Genomic DNA, 13162 nt, shown 5'->3' on the forward strand with positions numbered 1-13162 from the left:
TGATGTTCTTTAATTCGGGAATAAAAATTCAATTGCAACTGCGTATCATTGCTTCCATGCACCCCCACCTCCAACAATGGTACACTCGCAAAAAATGGAAGCCTTATCCATTTCAATTGCAATTGGCGGAAGCGTATGATGCGGGTATGCATGGGTTGTTGAATGCGCCTACGGGAAGTGGAAAAACGTATGCGATGTTTATTCCTATTATTTGTGCGGAATTAGAAAAAATAAAGAATGGCGAAACTGTAAATCCGGGATTAAAAGTATTATGGATTACTCCGCTTCGTGCATTGGCAAAAGATATTTGCAGAGCATTGCAAGAGGCTTGTGTAATTATGGAATTGGATTGGAAAGTAGAACTGCGCACAGGTGATACGCAAACTTCTGTGAAGCAGCGACAGAAAAAACAAATGCCTGATTGTTTAATTATTACTCCGGAAAGTATTCATGTATTATTTTGTTCGCCGGGGTATTCTTTATTGTTTAAAAATGTGGAAGCAATTGTGGTGGATGAATGGCATGAGTTGCTGGGAAGTAAAAGAGGTGTGCAAACGGAACTTGCTATTTCCCGCATTAAACATATTTCTCCGCAACTGCGCATCTGGGGAATTTCTGCTACTATAGGAAATTTAATTGAAGCAATGGAAGTGTTGCTTGGTAATGATATTCCTGAAGAAAAAACTTCTATCATTCGCAGTAATATTAAAAAAGAAATTTCTGTACAAACTGTATTTCCTGAAAGCATAGAAGTGTTGCCTTGGGCTGGACATATCGGATTAAAATTGTTACCACAAATTGTAGATATTATTTATTCTGCACACACTGCTTTAATTTTTACAAACACCAGAGCAATGGCAGAAATATGGTATCATCAATTGTTGGAATTTGATGAAGAACTTGCAGGGCAAATTGCATTGCATCATGGTTCCTTAAGCAGGGAAGTGCGTGATTGGGTGGAGGAGAGTTTACATGCAGGTTCATTGAAAGCAGTGATTGCAACAAGCAGTTTGGATCTGGGTGTTGACTTTCGTCCTGTAGATACTGTAATACAAATCGGTTCGCCGAAAGGTGTTGCAAGATTTACTCAACGGGCAGGAAGAAGTGGTCATCAGCCGGGTGCTGTTTCAAAAATATTTTTTGTACCGACACATGCTTTGGAGTTGGTAGAAATTGCCGCAATAAAACAAGCATTAAAAGAAGAGATTGTAGAAAAGCGAGAACCCTTTGTGCAATGCTTTGATGTATTAATTCAATACTTGGTTTCGCTTTCTATTGGTGAAGGATTTAAAGAAAAAGAATTGTTACAAGAAATTCGCAACACGCATGCATTTCATTTAATGAGTGATGATGAATGGCAATGGTGTTTAAAAACTATTACTCAAGGCGGTGATGCATTTAGTGCGTATGATGAATTTATAAGGGTGGGAATTGTGCATGATGTATATCGCATTATGAATAAAACTGCTGCTACCCGACATCGTTTGCAAATTGGTACAATCGTAAGTGAACCGGTTGTAAAAATTCAATTGATGAAAGGTGGTTTTCTCGGTACGATAGAAGAGTATTTTGTTTCCCGATTAAATCCCGGAGATGTGTTTTGGTTTGCAGGTCATTGTTTGGAATTTATTTTATTTAAAGAGATGACTGCATTCGTGAAAAAAACAAAAGAACAAAAAGCATTCACTGCTTCTTATCTTGGTGGACGCATGCCGTTGTCTTCTTACATGTCGGAATTAATGCGCAAACAATTGGAATCTCCGGGTGCATTTAATGAAAGCAAACAAGAATTTAAAATATTGCAATCGTTGCTCGATTTACAACAATTGCGTTCTGCAATTCCAACTACAAAACAATTGCTTGTTGAAGTAACACATTCAGATGATGGAATGCATATTTTCTTTTATCCATTTGAAGGAAGATTAGTGCATGAAGTGATGGCAAGTTTAACTGCATTTCGTTTGAGTAAAATAAAACCGATGAGTATTTCTGTTGCAATGAATGATTATGGTTTTGAATTATTATGCAATGAAACAATTGAAATTACAGAAGCTGTTGTGCGTATGTTATTTGAAATTAAAAATCTGGAAACAGAAGTAATGAATAGTGTGAATGCTATGGAAATGGCAAAGAGAAAATTCAGAGACATAAGTATTATTTCCGGAATGGTGTTCACCGGTTTTCCGGGTAAAATGAAAAAGAGTCGTCACCTGCAATCGGGCTCTCAATTAATATTTGATGTGTTGCTGCAATACGATCCGAATAATCTGTTATTAAAACAAGCGTATGATGAAATTGTGAATGATCATTTTGAACATGCCCGCTTGCGAAAAGCATACATGAGAATTGATACTTCAGAAATCCTCATTAAATATTCAGCAAGGTTTACACCCTTTGCTTTTCCGATAGTGGTGGATAGTTTGCGGGAGAAACTGAGTTCCGAGCGGCTGAGCGATCGTATTGCCCGTTTACTTGCTGATAATAGCGCTGTGTAATTCTTCATTTTTACAACAGCAATTTTTGCCCTACATTTGCCGGCGTAAACTTTTAACAATGGAAAAAACAGAAAATAAAAGAAAAGGTCGCCTGAAGTATGTGTTAATGGGTATATTTTTTACTGCCGTATTTATTTATATGGTTATTTTCATGAGCCATTTTTTCTGGCTCTCTTTGCCATTCATGTTTACATCCTGGGCCTTAGCTGCGGATTACATTTAAGAAAAAATTTCTTCAATAAGTTTAGTGCCTACAATTGTAGTTGCACCATTCATAAATATTTTATCATGCGCTACGTATTTTTAATTGCCTTACCTCTCTTTTTATTTTCATGTAAGAATGAAGAAAAGGAAGTTCCACGCAACTCAACTCAAATATTAGAAATGTCTACCGACAAACATTCTTTCGCAAACTCCAACGAAGTGATGTTAACGCATCTGGATTGGAATGCAAATATTGATTTCGATAAGCAGATAATTTCTGCAACGGCAGTGTGGCAATTAAGTGAGCATACTACCCAATCAATAATTCTAGATACCAAAGGATTAACCATTTTAAAAATAACTTTAGATGGCGATAAAGAAACTACCTGGAGTTTTGGAGACACTATTTCAGAAAAAGAATATTTAGGTGTACCCTTAATAATTGCAATAGAACCTACAACTAAAACTGTACATATTGATTACATGAGCGCACCCGATGCAGCAGCAGTGCAATGGTTAAATACCGCACAAACCCGTGATAAGAAATTCCCTTTTATGTTCACACAATCTCAAGCTATACTTGCCCGCACTTGGTTGCCTTGTATGGATGGACCGGGAGTAAGATTTACTTATAATGCAGAGGTGCAAGTACCTGTAGGAATGCTGGCTTTAATGAGTGCAGAAAATCCGCAGGAAAAAAATAACACAGGAAAATATTCCTTTAAAATGGAAACACCTATTCCTTCATATCTGATGGCAATAGCCGCCGGTGATTTGGAATTTAAAGCTATCGGAGCGCAGACAGGTGTATATGCGGAACCTTCCTTTGTGGAAGCCGTAGCCTGGGAATTTGCCGATATGCAAACTATGGTGGATAAGGCGGGTGAATTATATGGTGCTTATAGTTGGGGAAGATATGATGTGCTGGTATTGCCTCCGAGTTTCCCTTTTGGTGGAATGGAAAATCCACGTTTGACTTTTGCAACACCAACGGTTATTGCGGGTGATAGATCTTTAGTCGCACTTGTTGCACATGAATTGGCGCATAGCTGGAGTGGCAATACAGTTACCAATTCAAATTGGAATGACTTCTGGCTGAATGAGGGATTCACCGTGTATTTTGAAGGCAGGATTATGGAAGCGGTTTACGGAAAAGATTATTCTGATATGCTGGCTGTTTTAGAATATTCTGAATTGCAGGCTACCGTCGCAGAATTAGGTGCTGATTCTCCGGATACACATTTACAATTGGAATTGACTGGTCGTGATCCCGATGCAGGCATGACTGATATCGCTTATAATAAAGGTGCTTATTTCTTGCGCTTGTTGGAGAAAACAGCAGGACGAGAAACCTTTGATGCATTTCTGAAAAGTTATTTTGCTGATAATGCGTATAAGCCAATGACCACTGAAAAGTTTATTGATTATTTGAATACAAATCTTATCAGCAAGTATCCTGAAAAATTTGAAGGTGTAAATATCAATGCATGGATTTTTGGTCCGGGAATTCCTGCCAACTGTCCAATAGTAGTTTCTGAAAGATTTAATTTGGTGGATTCTGCTGCTGCAAAATATGCAAAAGGTGCTGATCCAAAATCATTGCAAACTAAAGATTGGTCAACACATGAATGGCTGCGTTTTCTTTCTAAGCTACCAGAGGATATTGATACTACGCAAATGGCTGCATTGGATAATGCTTTTGGATTTACAAAATCAGGTAATAGTGAAATAGCCGACAAATGGTTTGAACTTGCAATACAGAAAAAATACACACCTGCCTATAATGCAATGGAAAATTTCTTAATCTCTGTTGGCCGCAGAAAGTTTTTAATGCCATTATATAAAGCAATGGCTCAAACACCTGAGGGAATGGAAATGGCGAAAAGCATTTATACCAAAGCACGGCCGGGCTATCATTATCTGTCATTAACTTCTATAGATGAATTACTGAATTAGGGTAAGTAAAATTATTGTTCCTTCTTGCGAAGAACAATTCTCACCATGCCTGCAATGAGTAAAGTGCCAAATACAGAACATACTAAAATGAAAGGCATCCAGCTACCATTTTGTGCATGGATGTTCATCAAGCCAATGATTACTGTTAATAAGGTAAAGGCTTGTGATTTGTTGAGTTGAAGTTTGCTAAGTTGATTCATGACTGTAGGTTTTAAACAAAGCAATCCATAATCAGATATCAAACAAAATAAACCTTTACACAAAAATTATTATAAATACAGATTTTCATAAGAATATTACAAGATATTGGACAATCAATATGAATTTAATGAGATGATGCAAATAAAGAATATGATATTGGCAACCATTACCCCTAAATATCAATCGGTAGTAATGTTAGTTTTTCTATTTAGATATTGACAGGTTTGGAAGTGAGTGTAATTAAAAATCAAATACTTTTTATAGTTGGAAATTCCCGAAGTGGAACCACAATGATGCGCCGTGTACTCGGCAATCATCCGGATATATTTATGTTGGAAGAAATGCACTTCTTCGAGCAATTATGGAGCTCATCCGATGCCGATAAAATTTTAAATACATCCGAAGCAATTACGCTTGCATCCAGATTATTCTTTATTCAACGCAATGGTTATTTAAGTGAGATAGATTTTAATTTACATAAAGCCGATGCCGAAAAAGTGGTGAATGCGATGCAGGGAAAATTATTTCCGCATGAAATTTTTAAAGCGTTTATGTTTTTTGAAACACACTTGCACAACAAAACTATTCCTTGTCAGAAGACACCGCAAGATGTGTTTTATATCAAAGAGATTTTAGAATTATTTCCTGAAGCTTCCATTATTAATATGGTGCGTGATCCGAGAGGTATATTGCTTTCTCAAAAAAGAAAATGGCAACGTCGTAATATGGGCGCATCATTTATGACGAAGAAAGAGCAACGCAGATTGAAGATTAATTATCATCCGATTACCATTTCAAAATTGTGGAATTCATCACAACAAGCAGCATTACAATTTGCAGATAATGAAAATGTGCGCACAGTAATTTTTGAAAAACTTGTTGAAACTCCTGACTCGGAAGTGCGTGCTTTATGTACATTTTTAAAAATGGATTTTCGGGAGACAATGTTGAATATTCCGCAGGTGGGTTCCAGTAATGAAGCAGATGCACCCAATAGTTTTGGAATCAAATCAGCACGGGCAGGCAATTGGGAAAAGGGCGGGTTGAATAATGCGGAAGTGCAGATATGTCAGAATATTTGTAAGAAATTTATGTTGCAATACGGTTATACAATTGCAGATGTAAAAGCAAATATATTTCAGCTCACCTATTATTACATTTCATTTCCTTTCAAAATAATACTCGCATTATTATTTAATCTGCATCGTATGAAAAATATTGGAGAAGCAATTAAAAGAAGATTGGGATAATTATTACAACGAAATTATGAGCAGAAAAAAAGTATTGCATATTACTATTCATTTACCATTTCCGGCCACGCATGGTGCAAGTTTGTTTAACAGTTATAAGCTTGCAACGTATCTGCATAAACATCACGATTTATTTTTTGCATGTTTTTTAAAAGGTGAAGATGTGCAATATAAAGATGCATTTATTGCAGATACCGGAATCACACAATATTATTTTGAAGAGTTGAATATTCCTCGCACTCCAATGAATTTAATGCGCAGTTACTTGCAGGGAATTACAATTAATATGTTGCGCAGTTATTCAAAAAGTTTTGAAGAAAAAATTGCCGCAATAGCCAATGATTTTGATGTGATAATTGTGGAGCATTATGAAGCGATGCAATACGTTCCCAAACATTTTAAAGGCAAAGTAATTTTCCGTACACACAATGCGGAATATTTAATATGGAGTCGTTATGCAGAAGTAGAAACAAGTCCGATAAAGAAGATGGTAATTCGTTCGGAAGCAAAACGCATTAAACATTGGGAAGTGAAATTTTGCAAGCAAGCGGATATCATTCTTGGCGCACCCAATGATAATGAACATCTGGAACCGGATGCAAAGAAACGAGCAGCAAAATTTATTGAATATCTGCATATCGGTGATGATGATCAAATCACTATTCCGGTACCTGATTATACAACATTGAAAAATGCATTGGTATATGTGGGTACATTAACATGGGAAGCAAATATTGATGGATTAATTTGGTTTGTGGATGGCTGTTGGGAAAAACTAAAACAACAATTTCCCGAATTAAAATTATATATCGTTGGAAAAAATCCAGATAATAGATTAGTGGAACTTGCTGCAAAAAATCCGGATATCATTATCACAGGTTTTGTAATTGATTTGGAAGAATATTTTACCACATGCAAAGTGAATGTAATACCCTTGCGATTTGGCAGTGGTATGAAAGTGAAAACGATAAATGGATTATGCAGAGGTATTCCGATTGTTACAACTACCATTGGTGCAGAAGCATTAAAGGTGACGCATGGTGAAGATATTTTTATTGATGATACACATGCAGGATTTATTAAATACATCACACTTTTATTAACCGATAAAAATGTTTGGGAAAAAATTGCAAACAATTCCAAACAAACCGCATCTGCAAATTATACCTGGGATAGTTTATACAAAATTTTAGATAAAGTAATTTAGTTTACTTTGCGCAAATAGAATACAATCATGGTTATAGATCACAGATATAAATTTGTTTTTATTGAATTGCCATTAACGGCAACATCCGCTATTTCAAAAGAGATTCGTGAGCAATATGGTTGTGAGCCAATCATGAATAAGCATGCTACTTACGGCGATTTTTTAAAGAAGGCGACAGCAGAAGAAAAAGAATATGCGGTGATTGGGAGTATTCGCAATCCATTGGATCAAACAGTGAGTATGTATTTTAAATACAAAACAGATTTGGATGAGCGATTTTCTTCCGGCAGAAAAAGACCGGGGAAATGGTTGCGAAAAAAATTGGCTCGTAACAGAGATGCAGATCGTTATAACTATATTCAAAAACATAATGCATCTTTTGAAACCTATTTTTTAAAATTTTTTCATTGGCCATATAGTAACTGGAGTGTAGTAGCACATAAAAAATTTGACTTTGTAATTCGTTTTGAAAACCTCGGTTCTGATTACAGAAAAATTTTTACTGCAGCCGGATTACCTGTCACCAGAGATTTACCCCAAGCGAATAAAACGCCGGAAAAAAATATGGATTTCTGGAGCTATTATCACACCGATAAAATGAAACGTAGAGCAAAGCAAGTGTTTGGTCCGTTCATGCGATATTGGGGTTATGAATTCCCCCCATCCTGGAATAATATTCAAGAGCCTTGGTATGCTCAACCTCTATATGAGTTCCTGAATATTTTCAGAATTTTTTATTGGAAACGATTGCGATAAAATATTTCGTGACTTCCTCATTTTTCAATGAAACTTTCAATGAATTGAATTTATTTAGGCTTGTTTTTAATTTGGCTATTAAAATGCAATATAATTCCTAAAGAAAAATATGTTGTGATCTTTCTTGTCTTGAAACAAGAAAGAACCAAAGAAGTACTGTAAGGTGGATCAACAGCCTACTTCTATATGAAGTTGTTATGTTATAAAAAATGTTTAGTCGAAGCGAAAATGACCTTATAAAAGCTTGCTTGCAAAATAAGGAATGCTTCTGTGCGCAGGGGAATGAGCGAGAAAAGAATACAGTCAGCCTAATGATAGAATTTTTGCATTTCGATTAAACACAATTTTCGCATAATATAATTAATTTGAAATTAATCGGCTGACCTTATTGTTTTCTGCAGGAAGTATTTCGTAAATTTTGCTGCTTGTTTTTATACAGTCTTGATCTTTTTGTTTCTTTTTGCATCAAGGCAAAAAGAAAATAAATAAAATTTGATTTCAAAATGCAGTATTTATGAATTATCCTGGTATGCTCAACCTCTATATAAGTTCCTGAATATTTTCAGAATTTTTTATTGGAAACGATTGCGATAAAATATTTTTATAAATAATAATTGCATTGCAAATTATTCTTGTTTTTTATATTTAAAATTATATCGCACACCTGCAGTATAACCAATTGAGAGAGCCGTATTATAATCACTGCCATAATAAGTGGTGATATCATTTTTCGTAATTGGTGTATAGTCGTTTTCATACACTTCTACATTAAAAACAGGTCCGGCAAAAACACTGAATCCAGAAGCAATAAAAGTATAAGCAGGCAACAATCGCAATTGATTATAGATTCTAAAATTATTCCGAGAGAATTCAATAGTATTTTCGAAAGGTGTCCAGGCAATTGCATCAATATCTAAAATAACAGATGGATTAAATGGAATGCGACCACCAATACCAAAACCGAATCCATACAAAGTAGAATTATTGAATGGAGAAATTCCAAAAGCTATTGTGTTGAAAATATGTTTTGTTCCGATACGGATTCCTGCAGACATAGTGAATAATTCAGAATTAAATATTTCAGTTTCTAAAATGCCATTATTACTATAACTAATCAGACCTATTGCAACACCGTTTAATGTATCTGAAAAATTAAGCAAGCCAATTTGAACACCATCTATTTTCTTACTCAAATTAATTAAGCCGAGTTGTCCGCCATTATGCTTATTTGAAATATTTAAAATGCCGGACAATTGCCAGTTTGAAATTGTATCTGCTGCACCCATCGTAATATTTGAAATTCCGGCTAATTGAAAACCATTAAATGTATTACCGGTTAAATTTAATATCCCGGCAGTTTGAAAACCTGTACCGCTTTTGCGAGTTGAATTTATAAGTCCGGCTAATTGAAAACCTTGCATTGAATTTCCATGATTATAAATCCCTGAAATTTGACACCCTTTAATGTCACCTTGAGTTAAATTACTCAATCCTGCCAACTGAAAACCATGTACATATTGTTTATCCATATTTACCAATCCACCAATTTCAACTCCATTTAATGCACCGCTATACCCTTGTAATATATTGAATGAAAATTTGTGTACGAAGTCAGTACCGTCATAGCCATTCGTGCTTAAAGGTGTAATGAAAGAAACTTGTACTGCTCTGTGAATTAATGTATCTGTTGTTGCAATTTCATCTGTATTTTTTAACCCGGCATTATCTAAATCGGTGTTTGCTTTGTTCTTTGAAAGTGAATTGCCATTGAAAATTTTATCTATAAGAGTTATTGTATCTTTTGTGGGTTTCTGCTTTTCAATTTTTGTAGTTTGATTTTTTTGTTTTGAATTATCAGAGATTGGCATATCTGCTTTCTCTTGTTGTTTTTCATTTTTTTCTTTGCCGGAAACAGATTGTTTCTTTTCTGAATTATTATCTATAATTTCTTTGTCTAAATTTTCTGTTGCTATTTCAGCTACTGTTTCAGTTAATGCAATTTCGAATTCAGAAACTGTTGTCACTTCTTTAGTTTCATTATTCTCTAAAGCATTTTCCTCAACAATTATATTCTGAGATTGTACATTCAGTTCTCTTTTGGAAACTGAAACAGGATTGCTGCTTCTGTTGTTTGGATTTATATGCTGTTTACCTGCGATTTTTGGTTGTTTGTTTTTGGATTCCGTAATTTCTGAATAAGCAACTTCAGTATTTTCTTTTTTAATAGTATCAGTAACAATTACATTCTTCTGAATATTAGTATTGTTGTTTTTAATTTCTGTTGCTTCTTCAATTGGTGAATTTTTACTTATGTTATTGGATGGTGTTGTTGAATTAAATGTATTAAATATATCCGACACTAATAATGCTGTAATTGCTGTTCCTAAAATTATTCCTCCAAGAAAGGTGAACCATTTGTTTTGCAATAATTTTTGGAACCAGTTCATACTTGTTGTTGCAGAATACATTGCCATTAAGCCATCAAAATTTTTATGACTATTTACAGTGGTATCATCGGGCTCCTGATATACTATTTTAAATTTAATCTTATTCATAATCGTGAAAATGTTTTGCGGGTATTAATTTTCGAATGCTGTTTAATATCCTGTGTACTTTAACTTTTGCGTTGTTTTCCGAAATATTTTTTATTTCTGCTATTTCGCTGAAAGAGCGTTTTTCGAAAAAGCGCATTTCAATAAATTCAAGTTCTTTTTGTGGTAACTGTTTCAAAATTTTGAATACAATTGTATTTCTTTCAAAAGCAATGGAATCATCTTCTATTAACTCCGCAATATCTTTACTCTCCAGACTTACTACCCGGATCTTTTTATTATCCCGATAATATTTTGCCAGTTCACTCAATGCAATGCGATAGAGCCAGGAAGAAAATTTTATTCCTCTGTATTCAAATTTTTTAATATTCTGTAATGCAATTAAAAAAACCTGTTGGGTAATATCTTCACTTAATGCTTCATCATCAGTCCTTCGGAAGATAAACAGGAAGATGCTTTTAAAATAGAGATCATAAAAGTATTTGAATGCCTTTGGATCCTTTACAGAAGCTTTTAAATAATATTCTTCATTCATAACTAACTAATCAGAAATATTTAATCTACATGAATTATTTCGCCGCTGCCTGTTATTACTATATTAAAACTAGGAGTATTCATGTAATATATATCTCCGCTGCCAGATACATCACCTTCTATTTTATCTGTAACATTTAAATACATATTTCCTGAACCTGAAATATCCAGCGTACAATATTTAGCTAAATATTCAAACGCATGTATCTCACCGGACCCGTAAATTTCTAATTTCATGTCTGTTCCTTTTCCTGCCAATATTACTTCACCTGAACCTGATATTTCTGTTTCCAGATAATTTGCTGCAGCAAGAATTTGCATTTCGCCTGAACCACTATTATATAATTCAATAGTGTTTGCAATAATTGAATCCTGAGCGATTACTTTTCCTGACCCACTAATATCAATTGCAATTAAATCGGAGATGATTTTATTCAAAGTTATTATTGATCCCGAACCGCTTACTTCTAAACTATTTATTTCCGGCATCGCAATATATATTTTGACATTATTCTCTGAATTTAAACAATGTTCAGAATACACTTCAATAATTCCATTAGAAATTTTTGTTTTGATTTCAGGAAAAATATTTGCCGGCGCCTCAATTCTAAATTGATATGCTGTATCCTGTGTAATATAGATATTGGCATCTAATTCATTGTAAACGCCTGTGAATCCGGAAATGGTCCTGTATTCATTGGTAATTGTACCGTTGGCATCCACACAAGGAAATTTATTCTTGGTGCATGAATTACATAATAATAATAGTGTAATTGGGAGTAAAATAGAAATTGTTGGTTTTTTCATAATATTGAATTTACTATATAATCCATGTTGGTATAAAAGGTTACAGATTTCTGCAATCTTTTTTAATAAGCTTATCAATTCTTAGTTATAAGGAATAATTACCAAATGAAATTGAAATGGTATCGTATAGATTTATCCCTAAGCTATAAAGTTAATTGGCGCATTCTTTTCCGATATTTGCAACCGTTATTTATTTTACTTGTCTATTTTATATTAACAAATAATAATGCAGATTTATATTACAGGAGTAGGAGGGATGGTAGGTTCACATATGGTGGATTACCTGTTTGGCGAAGGCGGTCATAAGATTATTGGCTCCTATTACAAACCCACAACAGATTTAAATGATATCAGAAGCAAATGCACATTAATTGAATGTGATGTGAGATATTATCAACGTGTTCAGGAAATTATTTCAACACATAAGCCGGATAAAATATTTCATCTTGCGGCACAGAGTTATCCAACAGTTTCCTGGGAAAGACCACAGGAAACAATGGACACAAATGTGAATGGAACAGTAAATGTGTTTGAAGCAGTGAAGTCTGTTCAGAAAAGTGATGCTAATTATAATCCTGTTGTAGTTGTTGCATGTTCAAGTGCAGAATATGGTGCATCACTTACTCCGGAAAATACACCGATAACAGAAGATGTTGCACTGCTTCCTTTGCATCCTTATGGTGTGAGCAAAGTTGCGCAGGATTTATTGAGTTATCAATATTTCAGAAATGATAATATCCGTTCAATTCGTGCGAGAATATTTAATACAACCGGTCCGAGAAAAACAAATGATGTTACTTCCGATTTTACTATGCGGGCAGTAAACATGGAACGAGGTAAAGAACAATTTTTAAGAGTTGGAAATCTTGAAACAAAAAGAGCGATAACCGATGTGCGTGATTTAGTGAGTGCTTTAATTTTATTAAGTGAAAAAGGAACCTGGGGTGAAGTATATAATATCAGTGGAGAAAAAGCTTATATGATTCAGGATATTATTCCAATCATTGAAAAATATATGGGAATTACATTGCCTTATGAAATTGATTCTACATTATTGCGACCAACAGATGAACCGATTATTTATGGTGATTCATCCCGTTTGAAAAAAGATACCGGTTGGAAGCAATCCTATACATTGGAAACTACTATAAAAGATATGATAGATTATTTGCGCAGCAGATAATTATAAATGCATAGAAT

At 34.4% G+C, this 13162-nt stretch carries 11 protein-coding genes; 7 read left to right on the forward strand and 4 right to left on the reverse strand.

The annotated features are described in order from the left end of the window. Window positions 1-56 precede the first annotated feature (56 nt). The 3 genes from IPN31_08330 to IPN31_08340 all read left to right on the forward strand — a co-directional run bounded on the left by IPN31_08330 (window position 57) and on the right by IPN31_08340 (window position 4655). On the forward strand, window positions 57-2495 hold the full coding sequence (locus IPN31_08330; protein ID MBK8681896.1) for a ligase-associated DNA damage response DEXH box helicase: 2439 nt from the start codon (window positions 57-59) through the stop codon (window positions 2493-2495). 58 nt (window positions 2496-2553) lie between these two features. After that, on the forward strand, window positions 2554-2718 hold the full coding sequence (locus IPN31_08335; protein ID MBK8681897.1) for a hypothetical protein: 165 nt from the start codon (window positions 2554-2556) through the stop codon (window positions 2716-2718). Window positions 2719-2783: 65 nt separating this feature from the next. Beyond that, window positions 2784-4655, forward strand: coding sequence for a M1 family metallopeptidase (locus tag IPN31_08340; protein MBK8681898.1), 1872 nt, complete (start codon window positions 2784-2786; stop codon window positions 4653-4655). Window positions 4656-4666: 11 nt separating this feature from the next. Here IPN31_08340 and IPN31_08345 read toward each other — a convergent pair whose 3' ends face one another. Then, window positions 4667-4855 carry a hypothetical protein gene (locus IPN31_08345; protein MBK8681899.1) on the reverse strand — a complete coding sequence of 63 codons (189 nt, stop codon included), beginning with the start codon at window positions 4853-4855 and terminating at the stop codon, window positions 4667-4669. Window positions 4856-5071: 216 nt separating this feature from the next. On the opposite strand from IPN31_08345, the gene IPN31_08350 reads away from it, so the two are divergent. The 3 genes from IPN31_08350 to IPN31_08360 are packed head-to-tail and all read left to right on the forward strand — an operon-like array spanning window position 5072 to window position 8069. After that, on the forward strand, window positions 5072-6106 hold the full coding sequence (locus IPN31_08350; protein ID MBK8681900.1) for a sulfotransferase: 1035 nt from the start codon (window positions 5072-5074) through the stop codon (window positions 6104-6106). Beyond that, on the forward strand, window positions 6075-7313 hold the full coding sequence (locus IPN31_08355; GenBank protein MBK8681901.1) for a glycosyltransferase: 1239 nt from the start codon (window positions 6075-6077) through the stop codon (window positions 7311-7313). Before IPN31_08350 ends, IPN31_08355 begins: the two co-directional genes overlap by 32 nt. A 27-nt stretch (window positions 7314-7340) precedes the next feature. Next, complete coding sequence (locus IPN31_08360) at window positions 7341-8069, forward strand: hypothetical protein (protein MBK8681902.1); 729 nt, start codon at window positions 7341-7343, stop codon at window positions 8067-8069. Between the two features lie 626 nt (window positions 8070-8695). Here IPN31_08360 and IPN31_08365 read toward each other — a convergent pair. Genes IPN31_08365 through IPN31_08375 form a run of 3 tightly spaced genes read right to left on the reverse strand, consistent with a single transcriptional unit; the run spans window position 8696 to window position 11962 of the window. After that, window positions 8696-10624 (reverse strand): hypothetical protein, encoded by a 1929-nt coding sequence (locus tag IPN31_08365; GenBank protein MBK8681903.1) that lies wholly within the window; start codon window positions 10622-10624, stop codon window positions 8696-8698. Further along, window positions 10617-11156, reverse strand: a complete 540-nt coding sequence (locus IPN31_08370) for a sigma-70 family RNA polymerase sigma factor (protein MBK8681904.1) — start codon at window positions 11154-11156, stop codon at window positions 10617-10619. The genes IPN31_08365 and IPN31_08370 overlap by 8 nt, the downstream gene beginning before the upstream one ends. A 20-nt stretch (window positions 11157-11176) precedes the next feature. Beyond that, a complete protein-coding gene (locus tag IPN31_08375; protein ID MBK8681905.1) occupies window positions 11177-11962 on the reverse strand; it encodes a DUF2807 domain-containing protein in 786 nt (261 codons plus the stop codon). A gap of 226 nt (window positions 11963-12188) precedes the next feature. Here IPN31_08375 and IPN31_08380 point away from each other — a divergent pair, with 226 nt between their 5' ends. After that, on the forward strand, window positions 12189-13145 hold the full coding sequence (locus IPN31_08380; GenBank protein ID MBK8681906.1) for a GDP-mannose 4,6-dehydratase: 957 nt from the start codon (window positions 12189-12191) through the stop codon (window positions 13143-13145). Window positions 13146-13162: the final 17 nt, after the last annotated feature.

The organism is Bacteroidota bacterium (assembly GCA_016715425.1).
Taxonomy (GTDB): domain Bacteria; phylum Bacteroidota; class Bacteroidia; order Chitinophagales; family BACL12; genus JADKAC01.